The sequence below is a fragment of the Candidatus Liberimonas magnetica genome (assembly GCA_020523885.1).
Taxonomy (GTDB): domain Bacteria; phylum Elusimicrobiota; class Endomicrobiia; order Endomicrobiales; family JAFGIL01; genus Liberimonas; species Liberimonas magnetica.
Map to the genome: position 1 here is coordinate 42,972 of JAJAPY010000020.1, position 21,367 is coordinate 64,338.

The window sequence follows — 21,367 nt, forward strand, 5'->3', positions numbered from 1 at the left end:
CATATTCTCTAGATTTTAATGAACCTTGGCAGATAAACCCCTAAAAACCTGCTATATTATTTGTTGGTTTCTTCTTTCTTTGCGGTTGATATCTTTAATATGGAGTATATAGGGCATAAACCTACAAAACTTGTCATAAACAAAATAAAAGCAATTATCAATAAAATAACACCGAATATCCCGCTTATAAAACCTTTCAAATACAGCAATCCCAATGTTAAAGCAATGACGATCCTTAAAATAGAATCCAATGTACCGATGTTTTTCACCATTTCAATATCCTCCAAATAAAAAAGCCGCTACTGGATAAATTATCCAGATGGCGGCCCGACCATCTAATCCTCCAAATCGCTTAAAAGCAATCTGAACCCTTTAGAACAATATTTAGATGACTAAATTATAGCTTAATATATTACAAAATTCAATGTGAGTCCTCAATCTTTAATGGTAAAAGATAACTCCTTGGTTTGTGCCACTATTATGACAAAATTTGTCTGTTTCTTTATTCAGCTGCGCTTCATTCTTTCTTCTTATTGGCTTTTACAGCCCTCCAAACCGATATTTGAAGCCTTGTAAGTACTTTTATGGCCTTCCTGCTAGTCTGGATCATACTTTGTTACCCTTAGAACGAACATGGCTTACAAAAGATGTGATTATATCAAAAAGGGCGGTTGTAGGGATGTCCGTTATTTTACAAGTTTCTTTATTTACAATGTCTGTTATTTTTTTTACTGCTTTTGGCAAGATGTCCGTTATTTTATATGCTATTATAACTAAAAAGACCGTTATGTCTATATGTAAAGTATCTGGAAGGCATGAATTGTGTTGTTGTTAAGGTTTACAGATTTTTTACAGATGGGTTATCGACGATGGTGTCCGTTATATCGACGACTTGATTTTTGCTTATGAGTCGTCTGCTCTAACCAACTGAGTTAAAACAGTATTGAGTTATGAGTAGCTAGTTTTGAGTAACTTCTTATTCTCGCTGTACTCAATACTTTGTTGACAGTACATTTATTTATTCTAAATATTCCCTCAATTGTTTGCTTCTTGAAGGATGCCTTAATTTTCTGATAGCTTTTGCCTCAATCTGCCTGACCCTTTCCCTGGTAACCCCGAATATCTTTCCAACCTCTTCTAAAGTCCTCGGGTAACCGACCCCTATACCGTAACGCAGGCGGATTATATCCGCTTCTCTTGGAGTAAGCGTGCATAAAACTTTTTCTATCTCCATCTGCACCCTGTATTCATTGTTTTTCTGCACAGGGCTCGGGTTATTATGGTCTTCTATAAAATCTTCAAGTCTTGAGTCTTCCTCTTCGCCGATTGGAGTTGCAAGGGAGATCGGGTCCTGCATCATTTTTAAGACCTTCCTCATCCTGTCGCTTGACATCCGAAGCAGTTTGCAGTATTCTTCGATCGTAGGGTCTCTGCCGTATTCCTGCTGGTAACGTTTTTTGACTTTTGTAAGCTTGGATATCAGCTCTTTCATATGGACAGGGATACGTATTGTCCTCGACTGATCTGCTATAGCCCTGTTTATAGATTGCCTGATCCACCAAGTGGCATAAGTTGAGAATTTGAAACCGCGTTTCCACTCGAATTTTTCAACAGCCTTTGACAGGCCTAGGTTCCCTTCCTGAATGAGGTCTGAAAGCTCCAGGTTGCTCATTCCGACATGTTTTTTTGCTATCGATACTACGAGGCGGAAATTCGCCTGAATAAGTTTCATTTTATCGTCATGAATAACCTGTTCGAGTTCTCTTATCCTTTCATCCGTTGTCAGGAGGTCTTCCCGGCTGACAGAAAGCCCGTCTCCTACTCTTCTTCTTCTATGCAGTACGGCCTCTAGATTCTGTATCAAAGCTTCTATACCGGTGGGGGTATATCCCGTCTGCCGTTTAAATTCGTTGAAACTGACCCTTTTTGTTTTATATAAACGATAAAGCTGTAAAACCTTATTGTAGGGCATCTTAAGCTTTTTTTCATAACGTTTTAGCTCGTCTTCCAGTTCCCTGATCTTTGTTGCAGTAGTTTTTATCTTGTTGATCAACCTCTTTATTTTATCCTGGTTCAGATTAAGGCCAACTATTATATTGATGATCTCCGCGCTCATGGATTCAATAAAAACAGATAATTTGCTTTTTTCCTTGTCTGTGACCTTGCTTTTTTTAAGCTTCTCCTGGGCCTTTTCTATTTTTTTCTCATGTTTTGTTATCTGGTTTACGGCTTTTCTTATTTTTTGGCGCATCCTGCGAAGCTGTCCTGTAGATTTTCTTCCTCTCGGCATCAGTTCTTTGGGAGTCATTTCCTGTTGGCTTATCAACGTTTCCCAGTTCCGTATTTCTTTTAATATTATTGGGGATTCAAGCACCAGGTGTTTAAGCAATTTTTCATTTTCCCTTATACTGCGTGCCAGGTTTACCTCAGTAGTACGGTCAAGAAGCGAGACCTTGGCCATTTCGCTCAAATACATCCTTACAGGGTTTGTTATCTCATCCTCATCTTCTTCTTTTTGCAGTACTTCTATTACCTCGGCCGGTTTTTGTGTAAATTCTTTTCCTTTGTCGACTACCGCTATGCCCAGTTCATCGAGCGTCCCGAAAAATTCATCTATTTTCTCAGGGGACATAACTGTACCCGGTATATTTTTATTTATCTCATCATAAGTTATAAACCCGTGGCTTTTGCCGAGTTCTATTAGTTCTTTGAATACATCTGTTTTTTTGTTTTCCATACTACTTTACTGTCCCCTTTAATTGTCTGTTCAACTCATGGTAAAGACGCATTTTACTGTTATCAAGAGGCATATTACCGTCTAGCATCAGGACTATTTCTTTTTCCAATTGTTTCCTCTCGGTCTCAAGTTTTTTTTGTTTCCCGTCCTTTAGCAAATTTAAAAGCGTTTGTTCGGGTGAAATGTAATTCTTTTCCTCTAATATCAGTTCAGTGAACCAGCGGGCTTCTTCTTCATCGAGCCTGCTGATTATTTCAGAACTGTGCATATCTTGTAATAAAAAAGAACAAACTTGTTTATTGCGTTCAATCTGGAACACCTCTTCCGTTACCATCGAACGGCACTGTGAAAAATTCGCTATAATCTGAAGTATCTCCTCTTCCACGGAACGCATTAACGTCACAGGCTTTTTTAATATTTCAGGAGTATCTTTGTACCCCCCTTTTTGCTGCCTTTTGATTTCCTGCAACATTGCTTCTTCTGATATTTTTAATTTATCAGACACAAACTTGATCCAGGCATGTCTGACAACTTCATTTTTAACTTTTTTTATAAAAGGAATTAACTCTGCAGTAAATTTTGCTTTGTCATCAACCGAAGTAATATCTATTCTCTTCATGGCATTTTCAATTAAAAACTCTATTGCCGGTTTCTCTTGTTTTGCTATAAATTCCTGTAAACTTTCTTTTCCGTTTTTTAAAACATATTCATCAGGATCTAAGCCATCAGGTAACACACACACTTTTGCTGTCAGCTCAGTATTCAATATAACTTCTAAAGCACTTTTAGCTTTATCTAAAATAGGTTTAAGAACTCCAGGATTAGGTTCAGTATCTAGGGAAACATCTAAAGCTTTTTTAGCTGCTTTTTCTCCTGCAGCATCCGAATCAAACAACATGGTTATTTCTCCCACATATCTTAGGAGCATATAAGTTTGTTGGAGAGTCAGGGCAGTGCCGAGCGCCGCAACAGTGTTGGTGACACCATACTGGTGCGTCATTACCACATCCATATACCCTTCAAGAACGATAACTTTTTTATCCTGCCTGAGCTTTGGTATTGCGTTGAATAACCCATACAACTGGTTAGATTTGGAATAAACTATGGTTTCAGGAGTATTAAGGTACTTTGGCTGCTCATCCTTAAGAGTCCTTCCTCCAAAAGCGACTATACGCCCCTGAGCATCGTGGATAGGGAAAACAAGCCTTTCCGACATATACTCATATATCTTTCCGTTCTCGGTTTTAGTTACAATGCCTGCTTTAATGAGCTGTTCAAGTGTTATGCCTTTTTTTGTTGCGGCAGATAAAAGAAGTCCTCTCGGGGCATAACCAAGGCAGAATTTTTTTATTGACGTCTCATCTATACCTCGTTTCTTCAAATACCTGAGAGCGACAGAACCATCTTCTGAGTCAACCATGCACCTATGATAAAATTCGCCGGCATTTTCCAAAATATCGTATACTTTTTGTTTTTCCGATTTACTGATCAAATTTTCATCTGATTCTTCCCTTATTACAATCCCTGCCCTGTGCGCAAGTTTTTTTACCGCTTCAGGCCAGGCCAGGTTATCCATCTGCATTAAGAATTTAAACGCATCTCCTCCTGTATGGCAACCAAAACAGTGAAATATGCCTTTTTCAGAGCTTATCATAAAAGACGGGGTTTTTTCATGATGGAAAGGGCACAAAGCTCTCCAATTACGACCGGCTTTCTTTAAGTTCGGGACATATTCTCGTATCAACTCGACTATATCAGTTGATAACCTAATTTGGTCAATAATCTCATTAGGAATAGTCATAAAGGTTTTAGTAAGTTTTTAATTTTAAGAAGATGGGCGAATATCGAAACAAAATATTAACTATGTTTTATTCTCTTAAAACCAGAACATTCAATTACATTTAACTTGCCTAATTTTTTTTCTGCTGCATCCAATAGAAGGTTCACACCCAAGTTATCAGAAGCTATATGGCCTGCAATAATGACATTAATATGATACTTCTGTACATCCTTATAATGATCTTCGCTCATATGCATCCCTATGATAGTGCCGACACCTGATTGAGCAAGTTTTTCAAGGATCTCTTTTGCCCCTTCAGTCCCGCCTGTCATATCAACGAATATTTTACCGGTACTCCTTTCCTTGCTTCCGTTTAATATCGCAGGGCCAGCACCTATTTTTGAAGCATCGCTGTATTCCTTTATCCCCTTAAGGATCTTTACGGCATCTTCAAGGTATTTTGGTTTCTTTTTATCCATAAGGGTCTGAAGGTATGTAGTGACTTGGTTATCTGCCACAGTATGAGCCGACATAAAAGGCAACCCGAGAAGTTTAGCCGCATCTACGGCCCTTGTATGATTTACAGCCATGACCCTTCTCCCGACCTCTTTTAACCGGTTTTCCGTGCAATATTCCGCTATATTTATCGGCACCCCGAATTTATTTAGGATGTCAGCCTGCATACTCATTACCTGATAGAAAGTTGCATAAGCGTGCCCTTCGGGATGATGGGTCAGGACAAGGTCTATATGCCGGCCGTTTGCTTTAAGAGTATTGGCAAGAAGTATCTCAGAGCTTTCGATGTCTATTCCGACAAGCACAGAGCTTACATCTTCATTCCCGCTGCCGTTAAGGATGCGTGAATCTGCATAAGGATTGTTAAGGCTTTCTTTATCAAAATCTTCTTTTTCTTCGTCCCTAAGTTTCTCAAACTTTAATTTGTTTTCGTCTAACAATCCCTTTACCCGTATACTGCCGCGCGGGTCTTTCGCAATACCTTGTTGAATAAAAAATTCAAAAAGATTTTTCAGTTTCATCTATCCCTCTATCTAACTTAAATGCAAATTGAAAATTGCAGAATATAAAATTGTTGTATCCCGCCAAAGAGGACACTTTAATTTTAAATTTTTCATTTTGCATTTTGCATTTCCTTATCTATCTGCCTTCTTTGTAAACTCTCCTGCGCATTTTCCTCTTTGCTTCAGCTTTTTTTTCCTTGCGTACAACACTGGGAGGCTTATAGAACTCACGCTTTTTTATTTCCTGCATTATTCCGTTTCTTTCACATTCTCTTTTAAAACGGCGTATAGCTTCTTCTATGCTTTCGCCTTCACGTATTCTTATATTTACCATTTATAATAACACCACCTTTCTGTTTAATTAACGCAATTTAGCCCGGAGGCCACGACAACTTCCTTCCGCCTAACAAATGAAAATGGATATGATCTACAGCCTGGCCTGCATCTTTGCCGCAGTTAACTACAAGACGAAATCCGCTTTTATCGATATTTTCTTTCTTGGCTATATCTTTTGCCGCATTGGCCAACTTTCCCAAAAGCTCATTGTCGGCACAGGTAATATCATTTAATCCAGATATGTGCTTTTTAGGAACAATTAAAATATGAACAGGCGCTTTTGGATCAATATCCCAAAAAGCGAAAATCTGTTCATTTTCAAATACTATTTTACTTGGGACCTCTTTCTTAGCTATCCTGCAAAATAAGCAATCCATATACAAATATTCCAAAGCCTTATCAGTTAAGCTTTATTATTATATCAATTTTTGAGAAAAAGTCAAATACGTGCAGTAAGTTTTTGCATTTCTGTACTATTTGCTATACCCCAGGCTTCACCCCTGAGGTCAATTACTTTAACACCGAATATCTTGTTGTTTTCTTTAAAACCATTTGATTTATCAAAATACAACCTGATATAATTATCTGTCAGGACGCAATTATTGCCGGCCTCATCAACAGCCGGTCGGCACTTTCCTATGAATTTACGCCAAAATCGTTCCTGAAGACAGGCATCAAGCTTCTTTAGTTCAACCACCCTCTCTTTAATAGTAACCGGACTAAGTTGTTTTTCAAAACCGGCAGCCCTTGTACCCGGCCTTTTTGAATACCTGAAAACATGTAAACGGCTGAGTTCAAGTTTTTCTACAAATTCAAACGTATCTTTAAAATCTTTTTCGTTTTCTCCCGGGAACCCCGCTATCACATCCGTGCTGATACTGGCGTCAGGCAGGTATTTATAAATAGTCTCCGCCACCGATTCAAAATCCTTGGCTGAATACTGCCTTTTCATAAGTTTTAGTATATGTTCAGACCCTGACTGTAAAGGTATATGCAAATGCGGGCATATTATGGATTTGTTTGAACTCATGAACTCCAGAAGGCGGTTATCTATATGGTTTACTCCCAGGGAAGACAACCTTATACGAAATCTGCCGTTTACCCCGTAGACTATGCTTTTTAACAGGTTCACCAACCCGCCTTCATAAAGCCCAAGCCTGACACCGGTAAGGACTATTTCAGGATAGCCGCTGTCCACTAATTTTTTTATTTCAGACAAAACGTCATCCAGGGGTTTACTAAATATTTTCGATCGAATATAAGGTACGATGCAATAGGTGCAAAAAGCATTGCATCCGTCCTGTACTTTGACAAAAGCGCGGGAATGACCGTCAAATTTTGTGATTCCTATATTTGTATTTTTAAGGGTTTTATGCCCAAGGTACATCACTATATCCATACCCTGAGGCAATACCTCGATCCTATCCGAAATATCCCTTATCTCATTTTCGCAGCGGGCCGGATAACAGCCTGCAACAATAACCCTGGCGAGTTTATTGTCCTTTAAAACCTTTCTAATCAGCTGGCGGCATTGCCTGTCGGCTTCAGATGTTACTGTGCAGGAATTTATTAAGAAAAGGTCAGCCTCTATCATGCTTTTAGATAAAGCATAACCAACCTGTTGAAGGGCTTCCATGAACACCTGTGAGTCGTATTGATTGACCTTGCAGCCGAATGTATGTAAATACAGCTTTTTCATGATCTATTATTTAATCCTATCATTTATTTGGTCAAAAAAATAAATCCAGTAACAGACTGTAACCGCCGTAATTAACATTTCCCCAAAATTCATTTGTATCTATCACACTATACTTAAATTTCAATCCGATCTTTTTATTCATGAACCCTGTCAATAACTGATAAGACGTAAAATCACCTTTACTGGCAATCTGTGCACTACCTACGGTTATCGTTTTATTCGTCATTACTACACCCATCCCCGCCCCCAGAAAAAAACGGGTTTTCTCGAACATATATAAATAAGAAAGCCAGAAAGGCATTAACGAAATTTGTTCAGAGTAGCTGCTTATTTTTGAAACAGAGGCCGAAGTATCATAAACAAGCGTAGAACCGTTATAGGTGTTGTTGTAGCTTTCAATTTCAAACACAGGGCCATGGTGTTTTTCTAACCAGAGGCCTACATTTATACCGAGTAACAACCCGTTTTTATGGTATTTTGAAACAGCTGTATCCTTAAAATTATAAAAACCGAATTTCGGGCCGATCATTATTTCTATAGTATCTTGTCCTATCTTCTCATCCAGATCCAGCATTACATCCCGATGAATATCGGTTTCAGACCTGATGTCTTCGTAGGTCTTTATGTCCTTAATTTCTTTACGCGGGATCTTTTTTGTTTTGTCATTTATCCTGACACTGATCGAAGTGCTGTCCTGATCTACGATACTCCCGTTTATTATATCGCCGTTTTTAAGATATATTATCTCAGCGGCTGAATAACACTTGAATATTAACAGAAAGAATAAAATTATCGGGATAATGCGGTTAACCATCTATCAGAATATCCTTTTGCCCGTTACAGCAAAAACATCTTTGCCGATATGGTGGACAACACCAGCTTTTTCCAATACCAGCCCGTTTTTGTAAAACTCAGGCTTGACTTTGGAACAGACCGCCTTTGCAATAAAAACTCTTACACCGCTGTAAAGCAAACCATCTTTTACCCTGCATTCTATAAAACCTATGCATTCTTTAAGATGAGGCACGTCAACCTCCGTGCCTTTTTCTGTTTCAACTTTGAATTTTTTAAGCTTATCGGTTTTCCTTCCAGAAACATTACCTAACCTCTTCAGGGTTGGAAGTGCTTTTCCGCTTACCACGTTTACTACGAATGAACCTGATTTTGCAATTAATTCTTTTGTAAAATGTGTTTCCGCAACCGCTATAGCCAGAAGCTGAGGTTCGTCATTAACAGGCATAGTCCAGGCGATAGGCGCAGCATTGGTTTTGCCTTTATACTTTGATGTTACTATCACGCATGGCCCAAAGTTTATCAGCCTGTAAAACTCTTCGTTCGGGATTTTTTTAAACATTTACAACCTCCCATAAAAGCAGGATTAAGCAGTAAGAATTAAAGATTAAGTACAACAGAATCTATTGCTGTTGTGATTGCTTAGTACTTACCGCTTACAACTTACGGCTGTTGTTAAAAAGTATATCAAAAGTTATGCGGTTTGTAAAACAAGGCAAGGGCTTATAATTTAAATTCGTTGAATGCATTTAAGACAAGTATGCTGGCAAGAAGGCTTGCGGTTTCTATTCTTAAAATCCTTTGACCGAGCGTTACGGGGATGATACAGTTTTCTTTGGCAAGTTCTATTTCATCGAATGTAAAACCGCCCTCAGGACCTATGAAAATATTTGCCTCTAAGGGAGCTTTTGCATCAAACTTCATATTCTCCGTGGCACCTTCCCATGGTATTATATTAAGAGAATATTTCTCTATTTTTTTTGCCGCAGCATCAAAGGGAACAGGCGGGTGTATCTCAAGGACATCGGCTCTGCCGCACTGCTTGCTTGCGGCCAGGGACAGCCTTTGCCATCTTTTTAATTTCAAATCGGAGACATTTTTTACCACACATCTTTTGGTTATTATGGGGAATAAGCCGGTTACTCCTAACTCTGAAAGTTTTTCGACCAGCCAGTCAAGCCTCTCCCCTTTTGGGATTGCCTGATATACGGTTATTTTAATTTTGGATTTACAGGTTTGTTCTTTGGAAAGGATGACGCCGGATATTTCGCCCCTGGAAATGCTTTCAATTCTTACGTGGTATGAATTGCCGGCCCCGTCAAAAAGGTTTAGCTCATCATTTATCTTTACCCGCATAACATCTATCAGGTGGTGTGCTTCATCTCCATAAAGGACAAACCCTGTTTCTGAAATATTATCCGGTTTTATGTAATAGTGGGGCATATTAGCTGCTCATTTTCTTGTAATAAAAATCCAGCCTTTCTTTTAAAGCGCTTGTTATTTGCTCACAGCTGGGCTGGACCTCGACATTGAGTGTTTTTGTAAACTCTGCAAATTCATTAAACCTTCGAAAACGTTCTGGAAAAGTATTTTTCTTATCTTCTGACTCCCAAAACAGTTCATCAAAAGAATCACGCTCAATACTAAATTCATCAAGATGGTAAAAAACATACGATAAAGGGTTAAAATAACATAACCCTTCGCTCGGACAGATGTAATTCAAATAATCTTTCGTTTGATCCAGGAATACCAGGGTCTCATTAAAATCCTCGGCTGTTTCTGTAGGAAAGCCAAACATTATGTTAACACTTGTTTTTATGCCAGCTTCCTTTGCCTCTTTTATGATCCTAACTGCATCCTTTACCCTAAAGCCCTTTCTCATTTTATCGATTATCTTCTGAGAACCACTTTCTAATCCAAAAGTTAAATTAGAGCATCCGGCTTCATGCATTTTTTTGAGTAAACCACCGTTCATCTGATGCCTGAAAGTAGCAGCGCCGGACCAGGAAGGTTTTTTCATAGATTCATTATTTACGCTCTCTATTATTAAATCACAGAGTTTTTCCAATTCCCTCAAATTTCCGTTTATCAACGGCGCACAGAAATAAAATTCTGTTCTTTCAGGCAGTGATTCCATGTGGTATTTTAATTCCTCAAAGACCCTGTTCCCTGTCATCGTCCTGTATTTACCCCACATTCCGTTCACGGAACAGAAGGTGCACAAATTGACGCATCCTCGGCTCAAAGGCAGAGGCAAGGCAGTATAATCAGAAGGATTGAACCATGTATAATCCAAAAAAGGAAGTTTGTTTATTTCCTTAATTTGTTTCCTGAACCCGAAGTCAAATATCTGCCCGTCTTTTTTAAGCAAGGCGCCTGGGCAATTATCTATGACTTTATTATTTTCTAAATGCCTTAGCAATTCCGACAACGTTTCTTCCCCTTCGCCTATAACAACTGCGTCTACGTTCTCGTTTTTGATCAGTTTTTTTCCCCACCATTCAGGATGGCAGTGAGGCCCGCCGAAAACTATCGTTTTTTCCCTATTGAAACCCTTTATATACTGAGCGAATTTTAGGCTCATCAATGCCGTCGAAAAAAAAATGGAAAAACAAAAGACTTCTGGCTGGTCCTTCAAAATGAGATCAAGAGTAGAATCTATCAATTGTTTATTGCTGTTTATGAATTCCGCAGTTTTAATGTCGTCAATAAAGATTTCGCCCCATTCTTTTTTGGCCGTATCCGGAGCAGCATTATAAAGGTATTTATTCAGGTCGAAGACTTTTACAGTATGCCCTTCATCTTTAAGCTTGCCAGCCAATGAACAGAGGGCTATGGACGGAATATTTAACTCAGTAGCTGGGGTTATTATGAGGGTTACACGCATGTTTTTTTGTTGGAGCGAGCGGCTTGCCCTTCCGTAGCCTTGGCGAAGGAGGGCTATTAATTTCCGCCGAAGACTTTTTTAAATATGTTTGGATTGGCGGCTTCTTTTATACCGATGCTTCTTGCATATTCGCGTAAAGCATGTTTCTGCTGGTCAGTCAGGTTTTTCGGGACATCTACGGTCATTTTAACGAACAAGTCGCCTTTTCCTCTTTTGTTTAACCTGGGGAACCCTTCACCGTGTACCCTGAAAGTCGTGCCCGCCTGGGTACCTGCGGGAATCTTGAGTTTTATCTTGCCTTCAAGCGTACGCACATCGAACTCTCCTCCGAAAACAGCCTCAGGAAAAGTAATTTTTAATTCCGAAAATAAGTTGTCATGCTCCCTTACAAAATTAGGGTCTTTCTTAAGGTAGATAACTACATACAGGTCTCCGGGAACGCCGTTTTTTCCAGGAACATTTCCTGCTCCTGCTACCCTTAAAGAAGTACCTTCATCCACGCCGGGAGGGATTCGTACTGTTATTCTGTTCGATCCTTTTTTACTGCCTGTTCCACGGCAGGCCGGGCAGGGTGACGTAATTACTTTACCTTCACCATGGCATTGCGGGCAGGTTTGCGAAAACGAAAAGAATCCCTGATTATGCCTGACCTGTCCGCTTCCCTTACATTGAGGGCAGGTTTTAGCCGACGTCCCGGGCTTGGCGCCGGAACCGTCGCATTGAGAGCAGACCTCGCTCCTGGCAACCTCTATCGGCATTTCAATACCTTTTGCCGCATCAAGCAGGCTTAATTCAAGGTCATACCTTAGATCAGAACCTCGCCTTACACGCTGCCCGCTGGTTCTTCTTTGCCCTCCGCTAAAGATATCTCCTATAAAATCTCCGAAAATATCACCTACGGAAGAAAAATCGCCATACCCGCTGAAATCACCGTACCCTTCAGGTCCTGATCCCGGAGGAGGCGGAGCAGTACCAACCCCGGCATGGCCGAATTGATCGTACATCTGCCTTTTCTTCGGGTCATTCAATATTTCATATGCCTCGTTTATTTCTTTCAGCCTTGACTCGGAATCTTTATTATCGGGATTTTTATCAGGATGGTATTTAAGCGCAAGTTTCCTGTAAGCGCTTTTGAGCTCGTCAGGGCTTGCGCCTTTGCTTACACCAAGAATTTCATAGTAATCTTTTTTATCTGCCATGCCTAATTATGTGCTGCATACGGGTTTAAACCCGTATGCAGCACTATATCCTTTTTTATTTTTTCTCTTCATCAACCACTTCAGCATCCACAACATTACCCTGTTGAGGGCCTGTCGCACCAGCTTGTGGGCCTTGGTCATTTTGTTGCTGTCCTTGTTGTTCTGTACCTTTATCCCTTACCCCTGCCCCCTGTTGTTGTTTTGCCTGTGCTTCCTTATAGACAGCTTCTGCAAGTTTATGCGCAGCGCCCGTGAGGTTATCTTTGGCTTTCTTCATAGCATCGATACTGTCGCCTTTTATGGCATCTTTTGCTTCGTTTAAAGCTTGTTCTATCTTTAAACGCTCGTCCTGGGCTATCTTGTCTCCATGCTCTTTTAAACTTTTTTCAGTAGCATAGATAAGCGAATCCGTCTCATTTTTTACTTCTATCTCTTCTTTTCTTTTTTTGTCCTCATCCGAGAACTTCTCTGCTTCCTTTACGTATTTTTCAACTTCATCCTTGGAAAGCTTTGTTGAAGAAGTTATTCTTATAGATTGTTCCTTGCCTGTGCCCAGGTCTTTTGCATTTACGTGCAGGATCCCGTTGGCGTCAATATCGAACTTTACCTCTATCTGAGGCACACCCCTCGGAGCGGGCGGAATTCCTTCGAGATGAAACCGGCCGAGCGAAACGTTGTCTTTCGCCATGGGCCGCTCTCCCTGAAGCACATGTATCTCAACAGCAGGCTGGTTATCGGCTGCAGTTGAAAAAACCTGCGACTTTGCCGTAGGTATCTTAGAGTTCCTGTCGATTATCGCAGTCCTTACGCCGCCCAAGGTTTCCACTCCGAGAGTTAAAGGAGTAACGTCAAGAAGCAGTATGTCCTTTACTTCCCCGGTCAGAACCGCCGCCTGTATGGCAGCTCCGGTAGAAACACATTCCATAGGGTCTATCCCGTGCTCTACTTTCTTTCCTGCATGGTCTTCAACGAATTTCTGGACTATAGGCATGCGTGTCGGGCCGCCTACCAGAATGATCTTGCTTATCTGGTCATGCGAAAGTTTTGCATCCTTTAAAGCTGTATCGATCGATATATTGCAGCGGTCTACTATTGGTGCAACAAGTTTTTCAAGTGTCGCACGAGTAAGCTTCATGGTCAAATGTTTCGGGCCTGAAGCATCCGCTGTGATAAACGGCAGGTTAAGGTCGGTTTCAAGAACATTTGAAAGCTCGATCTTTGCCTTTTCTCCGGCTTCTTTTAAGCGCTGCATAGCCATCTTGTCTTTACGCAGGTCTATGCCGGTTTCCTTGCGGAACTCTTCGGCTAAATAATCTATTATAGAGTTGTCCATATCGGTACCGCCGAGCTTTGTATCACCGGAAGTCGACAAAACCTCAAACGTCCCTTCAGCCCCCATTTCCATGATTGTAACATCAAGGGTCCCGCCGCCCAGGTCGAATACGAGTATCTTCTGATTGTTCCCGGCTTTATCAATACCGTAGGACAATGCAGCCGCAGTGGGTTCATTGACAAGGCGAACCACTTCAAGCCCCGCTATGGCTCCCGCGTCTTTTGTAGCCTGCCTCTGGTGATCGTTAAAATATGCAGGAACAGTTATTACTGCCTTGGATATAGTTTCGCCCAAGTAAGCTTCTGCATCACGTTTTATCTTCTGCAGTACGAATGCCGATAACTGCTGGGGTGTATATTCCTTGCCGTGAATTTGGTATTTGTAATCTTCTCCCATTCTTCTTTTAAAAGCCGTTACTGTCCCTTCGTTGTTAGTAACAGCCTGCCTTCTTGCGGGCTCTCCTACAAGCAGCTGCCCGTCTTTTGTGAAAGCAACATACGAAGGAAAAGCCTTCCCTCCTAATGTCGTGCCTTCAGCCGAAGGTATCATCGTTGCCTTCCCGCCTTCCATAACTGCAGCAGCAGAATTTGAAGTTCCTAAATCTATTCCTATTATCTTAGCCATAAAATCCTCCTAAATGAGACATCAGACTTCAGACAGCAGACTAAAAACTTTATGTCTGTTGTATTTGGTCTCATATCTGTGGTCTGTGGTCTGCGGTCTGGTTTTTTGCTACTTTTACCCTTGCCGGCCTTATCATACGGCCGCCGAACATATAACCCTTCTGCATTACTCCCAGAATCTTTCCTTCCTCCTCTTCTTTGGTTTCCAGCTGTTCGATAGCTTCATGGAAGTTCGGGTCGAACTTCTGCCCCAAACTTTCAATCTCTTTTATGCCCTCGCTGGAAAGCATTTTTGAAAACTCTATTTTTATCAATTCAAGCCCCTTTTTAATGCTTTCAGGGCTTGCATTGCTGTTCATACTTTCATAAGCCTGTTCGATAACATCCAGCAGGTCAATCTGTTTTAACAATATTTCTTCCTTGCCCCACAGCCTGTGAGTCTGTTTCTCTTTTTCCATGCGGTTCCTGTAATTTTCAAATTCTGCCTTAAGCCTTAAGAGCTGGTCATAATAATCTTCTGCTTTCTTTTTGTTTTCTTCCACTGACTGCCTTAATATCTCTAGTTCAGACAGCTTTTCATCACGGCTCGTATCATAATCAGCTTCTATATTTTCATTATTGATATTTGGATCATCAAGTTTTGACAATTTATCCTCCCACCTTGGAAAGCAGTTTATTTACTATTTTTGACACTGCGCCTACAAGCGCCATCATTTTCTGGTATTCCATCCTTTTTGGGCCTATGATGCCGAGTATGCCGACTGGTTTATTGCCGTCTTTATATATTGAACTAACAACGCTAAGGTGCTGCAGGTCTTTACATTGCGTTTCAGAGCCTATCAGTACGCTTATATCTTTTTCAGTAAGTTTATCATTTAAGACCTGCATTAACCGGTCTTTGTCTTCGCTCAAACTTAGCATGCATTTCATAGATTCATAGTCATGGAACTCTGGAAGGCCGAGCACATTGCTTGTGCCTTCCAGGTACATATTCTCATCTGTATCTATGTCAAAGATATGCCTGCTCAAGTTTTTTGCTATTGCGATCACATCTTTTTCCTCTCTTTCAAATTCTTCCAGCAAGTTGAATATCTCTTGCTTGACATTTAATACGCTATGGTCTCTTAAGTTTTCATTTAATATGGTATTTAATCTTGACAGCTGTTCTTTCGGCACTCCGGCTTCTATTATCTTATGTTTTACAAGGCCTGTACTTGTAACTAGAATAACAAGCAGTTGTTTTTCCGAGACTTGCGCCAATTCAATATATTTCAGCGTACTGCTCTCTATTTTAGGAGCTATCACAAACCCTGAATAATTCGACAAAGATGAAAGTGCACGGGAAGTCTGAGACAAAAGGTCGCTCAGTTCCTTGATACGGCCGTGATACTCCTGCCTTGCCCTGTCTTCTTCATCTATTATGAGCTTCTGCAGCTCTATTAAAGAATCAACATAGGACCTGTACCCTCTATCTGTCGGTAATCTTCCAGCCGAAGTATGGGGATGGCTCAAATACCCTTCTTCTTCAAGTTCTGCCATAAGGTTTCTGATGGTAGCAGGAGACAGGCCAAAACTGTATTCTTCAGTAATAATATTTGAGCCGACAGGCTTTCCAGTCTTTATATAGTGATGGATAATAGCCTGAAGTATTTTCTTTTTCCTGTCACTTGATACTTCCGGGTCTAAATGCCTCATCTTTACCTCTAAATTAAAATTAGCACTCTTGTACCCTAAGTGCTAATATTATACCACCTATTTGATTTTTTGTCAAGCAGTTGAACTCCTCCGGCAGGAGCCTGTAGCTCCTTTTGGATAAGAGACATCCCGTCATCATTTATATTCATGCCTTGACAGAAGTCGGGGTCTTTATTGCGGCGGGATTAAAAATAGAAAAATATTAATAATTATTTCCCAAAAAGTATTCTTTTATCAAATATTTTATAAACAAGAGACCGGTCGGGATGGACTTAGATTTACTTTCTCCTCCGATTCTGTTCCCCTCTATTGTAGGGATCTCGCTTACTTTCAGGCCGAGCTTCATAGACCTGATAGACATCTGGTATTCGACCAAAAAACCCTGAGCATCCATCTTGATTTTTTCAAATGCAGATTTCTTAACCGCTCTATAGCCATTGATAGTATCCGTGATATATTTGCCCTTATTCCACAGCAGGTTTGCAATTAAGGTAAAACATCTATTGGCCCAGGCCCTTAAAGGAAAAAACTCTTCGTCTTCTTCATTTCGCGAGCCAGGCAGAAAGCGTGATGCAATTGCCATATCAGATCCATTTTCTATAAGGTCTAACAACTTTGGAATATCTTGAGGGTCTTCATTGCCGTCCGGACTATGGAAAACCACAGCCTCGCCAACCGCTTCTTTTATTCCTATCCTGAAGGCTTCTGCCCTGCCTTTTATCTCTTGGCCCACAACTTTTACTTTCCTATCTTTAAAGTATTCAACTGTCCCGTCCGTAGAGCCGCCGTCCACTACAAAATAGTCGTCAACAGACGAAAAAGGTATCTTATCGAACAGTGTCTTTACACCTGCAATCTCATTGTAAGTTAGAAGTACCAGGGTTTTTTTCAAAAAAACTCTCCTTAACTGTATAATCAAGGCTGTTTAGGGCTTTTATAACGGCATCTATCTCAATTTATTCTTCACATACTTTATCTTGCCTATATTATACCCGATTTCGGCTACCCAGGCGCGGATATCGTTATTAAAAGGCGCCAGCAGCAACCTCGGCAGGAGCGAACTTAAGAAAATAGATTTTATTGCCATGAACCTGTATAATTTATATTTTAAAATAATTTTAACTATAAATTCAGGCAATAGAGGTATATAACAGAGCAGGGACCTGAACTCTAAAAATGTTTTCTTTTTTTCTGCGCTTACACTACCGCCCATAAAATCACTTGAGCCCAGGCCCTCTTCTATTTTTGTTATTTCATCTTCAGTTGCAAGGCGCCTGGCTTTAAAAATATCTACCATCTCAGTACGCGGATAAAGGGTCAGCCAGAAATAAGTTACGACGTCAGGCCTTATCTTACTATAAAACCCGGCCGCTTCGGCCATTTCTTTTTCGCCTTCACCCGGGATACCGGCTATATGGTCAATGTTTACTTTTATGCCGGCTTTGTGGAAAAGTGCCATGGCAGATTCTATCTGAGCGTTCGTATCTGTCCTAAAAAGAACGGACTTGCGGGATTGCTCGTTAGCGCTCTGGATACCCATTGAAACATATATACATCCCGCTTCTTTAAGCTCATATACGACCTCAGCGCTGGATACGGAAGGGTGTGCAAAACACTTGAAGGGAATGTTTATCTCTTTTCTATATTCCTTGGCAAACTCTCTCAGCCATTTTATATCGTATATGAAGACCTCATCTCTTATAAAGACCAGCGGAAACTTATATTTTTGTTTTGCGCTCCTGAGTTCTTCAATGACATTTGCCACACCCCGCCTTCTTAAATACCTGCCGCGGTCTTTGTAGGTTTTATAAAGAAAATTATTGCAGCAGTAGGAACAGCGGTACGGGCATCCTCTTCCGGTCAGCAAATTATACTGCAGTTTAAATGCAGGAAGCTTGTCATAAAAAAGGTCTTTGTCAGGAAAAGGCAGGCGGTCAAGCTCCTGGTTTAAGTCCCTTACGGGATTTTTGTATATTTGCCCGTCTTTTTTAAACCAAAGATTTTTTATAGTCAGATTTCTTTTTTTCTTGTAGTCGTCAAGGGAATTGACAAGTTCAAGGAATGCCTCCTCGCCTTCCCCGACGCACACAATATCTACTTCAGGATTTTTTATCACGATATCCGGAACACTTGTCGGATGGATCCCGCCAAAGATCACCGGCAGGTCTTCTCTTTTTTCTTTTATGTCTTTAGCAAAATCAAGAGCCCACCTGTACTGGTCCGTTACGGCCGAGAACGCCACAAGGTCAGGCTCTGAATCAATAACCTCGGAAATAAGTATGTCCTTTAGGCGGCTTGTCCTGTCAGCAAATACCGAGTTTCCTATATTAGAAAAATCATCCTTAAAAAGCTGCGGGTCAAAGACAAGCGAAACTGAATGCCCGAAAGAGCGGAGGTATGAAGACAGGTATTCAACGCCCAAAGATTCAAATCCTGAATAGACAAAAGTTATATTAGACATTTATTTAGGGTAAGTTACTGATTACGGTGATTAATTATCTTAGGAGTATCGCTGTAATCGCAGTTATAAATCATTGTAATCACTGTTTCATATTTTTCGACAAATATATTTCCGCCAAATAATTGTGCGGTATCTGGCGGGTCCGGTCATCCTTATTATATGGCTGTAACTGATAAACAAAAACCCAATCGGCGTTAAATACCTCTTTCATATATTTATTCCAGAAAAGGTTAAACCTCTCCCATTCGTCGCCATTCCAGTAATAAAGGTTATAACCTTTTAAACGGTATACTTCCCGGACATTTATCAATATATTTGTAAAACCCTGCTCTTTAAGTTTATTGTAGACCTCATCTTCGTTCTTGCAAGTTTTAACCAGCTCTACTATAGGCACAAACTCGCTGACAGTATGAGTCAAAAACTTCCTCTTACAATATATCCCCCGCGTCTCTCCTATGAATAAGATATATGAATCTTCGGGCAAATTGTTATTTACCCAGTCTATCGCGGCATAGTTCGGCGACACATAAGAACCTATGCCTTTTCCTTTGGATAACTGTTCATTTTTTGAAACAAGCCCAAGAAAAGCGCCTAAGGGATTCTCCGAATATTTTTGAAGCATTGAGGTTAGTTGAACGTTGCCGAAGGTTAAAATAACCACTATCCATATCACTGTTTTTCTTAATAGATTTGACGGCAGGTACCAGATCCAATAAGCAAAAACTCCGCTTACCACGGTCAAAGCAGGCAAAAATAACCTTATATGAGCCTGCAGGTATTGCCAGATAAAATAGTAGATCAATGAATAGGCAATAAAAAAATCGACCTGCTTATTTTTTCTTTTAAATAAGAAGAAAAACGGTAATAGCAGCAGGTATATTGGCCCGCAATAAGGTTCAAGGATATTCTTTCCCATAGTATAAGTCCAGGGAAGCATCAAAATATTTTTTAGAGTGAACGGCCTTCTCGGTGGATCTTGAAGGTATCCCAGAGATCGCATCTTTATATCGCCCAGTTGTTGCCATAACATGGGAAACACCGGATTATTAACCCATATATAATTTCTTATAAGCAAGGGGGAAAGGACTACACTGGCAACTCCAACAAAAATCATAACTTCTTTAAAAACTTCTTTATAAGCGGCTTTATCCCTGTACAACCTGAAAAATATCAACAGGATGACAAGGGCTGTGCTCGCATACAAACTTATATATTTTGAACCCATTCCAAGGCCGCTAAAAACAGCTGAAATAATCAGCCACTTCTTTTCTTTATTCCCTCCGGAAGAAAACTCCGACTCGATATGGGATGTATCCGGTCCCTTCAAAGCCGCGTTATTTACGGAGCCGGCTACTGACGGAGCACTACCGCTGTTCATCCAGTTCAAAAAAGCAAAAAATGCCAAAACTTCAAAAAAACCTATGCCCATTTCGATCGCTGTTTTTGATGAAACAAGCAGGGCAAAAGGTGTAGTCCAGAAGATAACGCTTCCCAGCCAGGCCACGGAACGGTTAAAATACTTGTTTAGCATCACGAATACGATCACAAAGTTAAACAAGCCGAAAGAAAAATGGATTAGCTTGGCAGCCATCTCATCCCTTAAAAGCAATCCTATAGTATAAAGCACTTCTATATTGCAGGGATAAAAAGACATGTGAATTGACGGTATAACATGCATCCTGTGCGAATTTATCCAGGCCTGGGGAACACCCAGGTGGTATACCGCTGAATCGTAAAAAGTTTCCGGGCTTAAGGCTCCGGACAGGCCTAAAAAAAACGGGTATAGAAGAGATATTAATATTATCTTTTCATTAAACGTAAATTTTGATAAGAAATTGACAGGGACTTCGTTCCGGTTTTTGGATATTTTATTGATCCCGAGAATAAGCCCTATTATCAGAAAAACAACAACAGGTTGTGCATATAGAAAACCCGAAAGGCCGATCACGAATATAAAAGCTATGGTCACTGCTATCCCAAAACCTATCCGGAAAAGGTTCAATTCAAGTTTATATTCCTGTTTGTTCAGTAACAGGCTTCCCCACCCGAATGCCGAAAACCAAAAAACCGCGATAAAGACAAGGTTAACAAAATGGTTTATCCAGGTATCTATGACCTGGCTAGAAACTGCATTAGGAAATTCGTTCAGCGAAAAAACCTTCTCCATTATCGCAAACGGAGCAAAAGAATAATTCGCCCAATAATTTGAAAGGACAAAATAAACCCAGACAACGAAAGCCCCTATGATAACAAAAAGAGGCAGCCTCGGATCCAAATAAGGCGTCTCTTTTTTCTGTTCGATCCTCTGCATCTTAGCTTTTTTATTGCTCATCAAAATTTCCTATTATACTATTCACAGTTTAGTCATAAATACACCTATCCGTTTATGAGGTTCATAATCAGTTTTATCATTACATCTTTGTCCTTTGGATTGCTTTCTGCAATAAGCAAAGCTAAAGCAACCAAAGCATTACTTTCCCATCAGTGGCAGTATGTGCAAAATTTGCACATACTGAATCCTTGTTCAATTCTCTTGTTTGAAAAATATTTTGCAGATGTTTTGTTATAACACTGCGTTCTGCACCAAACAATTCGGCAATTTGCTTTTGCATAAGCCAAACCGTATCTTTTTGTAGGTTAACTTCAAGAGAAGTTTTCCCATCAGTTGTTTGATACATTACAATCTGCGAATTAGTTTCTAATGTTTCATCATGTTTTTTCATAATAACAAATCCCTATCTTGCGTCAAAATATAGCACTACTTCGTTAAGTCGAATATCATACGACACTCTTTCTTCTTCGGTGT

General features: G+C 40.2%; 19 protein-coding genes. All 19 read right to left on the reverse strand.

Features of this window, described 5'->3' with window-relative positions; genetic code table 11:
* Positions 1-56: 56 nt before the first annotated feature.
* The 19 genes from LHV68_12075 to LHV68_12165 all read right to left on the reverse strand — a co-directional run bounded on the left by LHV68_12075 (position 57) and on the right by LHV68_12165 (position 21,284).
* Positions 57-272, reverse strand: coding sequence for a DUF2892 domain-containing protein (locus LHV68_12075; protein ID MCB4792605.1), 216 nt, complete (start codon positions 270-272; stop codon positions 57-59).
* 746 nt (positions 273-1,018) lie between these two features.
* Positions 1,019-2,737 (reverse strand): sigma-70 family RNA polymerase sigma factor, encoded by a 1,719-nt coding sequence (locus tag LHV68_12080; protein MCB4792606.1) that lies wholly within the window; start codon positions 2,735-2,737, stop codon positions 1,019-1,021.
* A gap of 1 nt (position 2,738) precedes the next feature.
* The gene (gene dnaG, locus LHV68_12085) at positions 2,739-4,538 is read right to left on the reverse strand and encodes a DNA primase (GenBank protein MCB4792607.1); all 1,800 of its coding nucleotides are present in this window, start codon (positions 4,536-4,538) and stop codon (positions 2,739-2,741) included.
* 56 nt (positions 4,539-4,594) lie between these two features.
* Positions 4,595-5,554, reverse strand: coding sequence for an NGG1p interacting factor NIF3 (locus tag LHV68_12090; protein ID MCB4792608.1), 960 nt, complete (start codon positions 5,552-5,554; stop codon positions 4,595-4,597).
* 118 nt (positions 5,555-5,672) lie between these two features.
* Positions 5,673-5,870 (reverse strand): 30S ribosomal protein S21, encoded by a 198-nt coding sequence (gene rpsU, locus LHV68_12095; protein MCB4792609.1) that lies wholly within the window; start codon positions 5,868-5,870, stop codon positions 5,673-5,675.
* A gap of 37 nt (positions 5,871-5,907) precedes the next feature.
* Complete coding sequence (locus LHV68_12100) at positions 5,908-6,249, reverse strand: histidine triad nucleotide-binding protein (protein MCB4792610.1); 342 nt, start codon at positions 6,247-6,249, stop codon at positions 5,908-5,910.
* A 62-nt stretch (positions 6,250-6,311) separates the two neighbouring features.
* The gene (gene mtaB / locus LHV68_12105; protein MCB4792611.1) at positions 6,312-7,571 is read right to left on the reverse strand and encodes a tRNA (N(6)-L-threonylcarbamoyladenosine(37)-C(2))-methylthiotransferase MtaB; all 1,260 of its coding nucleotides are present in this window, start codon (positions 7,569-7,571) and stop codon (positions 6,312-6,314) included.
* 31 nt (positions 7,572-7,602) lie between these two features.
* Positions 7,603-8,385 (reverse strand): hypothetical protein, encoded by a 783-nt coding sequence (locus tag LHV68_12110; GenBank protein MCB4792612.1) that lies wholly within the window; start codon positions 8,383-8,385, stop codon positions 7,603-7,605.
* A gap of 3 nt (positions 8,386-8,388) precedes the next feature.
* Entirely contained in the window at positions 8,389-8,925 is a 537-nt protein-coding gene (locus LHV68_12115) for a flavin reductase family protein (protein MCB4792613.1), read from the reverse strand.
* 161 nt (positions 8,926-9,086) lie between these two features.
* On the reverse strand, positions 9,087-9,806 hold the full coding sequence (locus LHV68_12120) for a 16S rRNA (uracil(1498)-N(3))-methyltransferase (GenBank protein MCB4792614.1): 720 nt from the start codon (positions 9,804-9,806) through the stop codon (positions 9,087-9,089).
* Position 9,807: 1 nt separating this feature from the next.
* Positions 9,808-11,250, reverse strand: a complete 1,443-nt coding sequence (locus tag LHV68_12125; GenBank protein MCB4792615.1) for a B12-binding domain-containing radical SAM protein — start codon at positions 11,248-11,250, stop codon at positions 9,808-9,810.
* Positions 11,251-11,306: 56 nt separating this feature from the next.
* Complete coding sequence (gene dnaJ, locus LHV68_12130; protein MCB4792616.1) at positions 11,307-12,449, reverse strand: molecular chaperone DnaJ; 1,143 nt, start codon at positions 12,447-12,449, stop codon at positions 11,307-11,309.
* A 55-nt stretch (positions 12,450-12,504) separates the two neighbouring features.
* The gene (gene dnaK / locus LHV68_12135) at positions 12,505-14,406 is read right to left on the reverse strand and encodes a molecular chaperone DnaK (GenBank protein MCB4792617.1); all 1,902 of its coding nucleotides are present in this window, start codon (positions 14,404-14,406) and stop codon (positions 12,505-12,507) included.
* A gap of 70 nt (positions 14,407-14,476) precedes the next feature.
* Complete coding sequence (locus LHV68_12140; GenBank protein MCB4792618.1) at positions 14,477-15,052, reverse strand: nucleotide exchange factor GrpE; 576 nt, start codon at positions 15,050-15,052, stop codon at positions 14,477-14,479.
* A 1-nt stretch (position 15,053) separates the two neighbouring features.
* Positions 15,054-16,100 carry a heat-inducible transcriptional repressor HrcA gene (gene hrcA, locus LHV68_12145; GenBank protein ID MCB4792619.1) on the reverse strand — a complete coding sequence of 349 codons (1,047 nt, stop codon included), beginning with the start codon at positions 16,098-16,100 and terminating at the stop codon, positions 15,054-15,056.
* 202 nt (positions 16,101-16,302) lie between these two features.
* Positions 16,303-16,992: a glycosyltransferase family 2 protein gene (locus LHV68_12150; protein MCB4792620.1), complete on the reverse strand. Its 690-nt coding sequence runs from the start codon at positions 16,990-16,992 to the stop codon at positions 16,303-16,305.
* Positions 16,993-17,046: 54 nt separating this feature from the next.
* Complete coding sequence (locus tag LHV68_12155) at positions 17,047-18,561, reverse strand: B12-binding domain-containing radical SAM protein (GenBank protein ID MCB4792621.1); 1,515 nt, start codon at positions 18,559-18,561, stop codon at positions 17,047-17,049.
* Between the two features lie 79 nt (positions 18,562-18,640).
* Positions 18,641-20,893: a hypothetical protein gene (locus LHV68_12160; protein MCB4792622.1), complete on the reverse strand. Its 2,253-nt coding sequence runs from the start codon at positions 20,891-20,893 to the stop codon at positions 18,641-18,643.
* 121 nt (positions 20,894-21,014) lie between these two features.
* Complete coding sequence (locus tag LHV68_12165; protein MCB4792623.1) at positions 21,015-21,284, reverse strand: hypothetical protein; 270 nt, start codon at positions 21,282-21,284, stop codon at positions 21,015-21,017.
* Between the last annotated feature and the right edge of the window lie 83 nt (positions 21,285-21,367).

Coding starts and splice junctions, on each gene's coding strand:
- LHV68_12075 (MCB4792605.1), bottom strand. CDS start 272: ATGGTGAAAAACATCGGTACATTGGATTCTATTTTAAGGATCGTCATT.
- LHV68_12080 (MCB4792606.1), bottom strand. CDS start 2,737: ATGGAAAACAAAAAAACAGATGTATTCAAAGAACTAATAGAACTCGGC.
- dnaG (MCB4792607.1), bottom strand. CDS start 4,538: ATGACTATTCCTAATGAGATTATTGACCAAATTAGGTTATCAACTGAT.
- LHV68_12090 (MCB4792608.1), bottom strand. CDS start 5,554: ATGAAACTGAAAAATCTTTTTGAATTTTTTATTCAACAAGGTATTGCG.
- rpsU (MCB4792609.1), bottom strand. CDS start 5,870: ATGGTAAATATAAGAATACGTGAAGGCGAAAGCATAGAAGAAGCTATA.
- LHV68_12100 (MCB4792610.1), bottom strand. CDS start 6,249: ATGGATTGCTTATTTTGCAGGATAGCTAAGAAAGAGGTCCCAAGTAAA.
- mtaB (MCB4792611.1), bottom strand. CDS start 7,571: ATGAAAAAGCTGTATTTACATACATTCGGCTGCAAGGTCAATCAATAC.
- LHV68_12110 (MCB4792612.1), bottom strand. CDS start 8,385: ATGGTTAACCGCATTATCCCGATAATTTTATTCTTTCTGTTAATATTC.
- LHV68_12115 (MCB4792613.1), bottom strand. CDS start 8,925: ATGTTTAAAAAAATCCCGAACGAAGAGTTTTACAGGCTGATAAACTTT.
- LHV68_12120 (MCB4792614.1), bottom strand. CDS start 9,806: ATGCCCCACTATTACATAAAACCGGATAATATTTCAGAAACAGGGTTT.
- LHV68_12125 (MCB4792615.1), bottom strand. CDS start 11,250: ATGCGTGTAACCCTCATAATAACCCCAGCTACTGAGTTAAATATTCCG.
- dnaJ (MCB4792616.1), bottom strand. CDS start 12,449: ATGGCAGATAAAAAAGATTACTATGAAATTCTTGGTGTAAGCAAAGGC.
- dnaK (MCB4792617.1), bottom strand. CDS start 14,406: ATGGCTAAGATAATAGGAATAGATTTAGGAACTTCAAATTCTGCTGCT.
- hrcA (MCB4792619.1), bottom strand. CDS start 16,100: ATGAGGCATTTAGACCCGGAAGTATCAAGTGACAGGAAAAAGAAAATA.
- LHV68_12155 (MCB4792621.1), bottom strand. CDS start 18,561: ATGTCTAATATAACTTTTGTCTATTCAGGATTTGAATCTTTGGGCGTT.
- LHV68_12160 (MCB4792622.1), bottom strand. CDS start 20,893: ATGAGCAATAAAAAAGCTAAGATGCAGAGGATCGAACAGAAAAAAGAG.
- LHV68_12165 (MCB4792623.1), bottom strand. CDS start 21,284: ATGAAAAAACATGATGAAACATTAGAAACTAATTCGCAGATTGTAATG.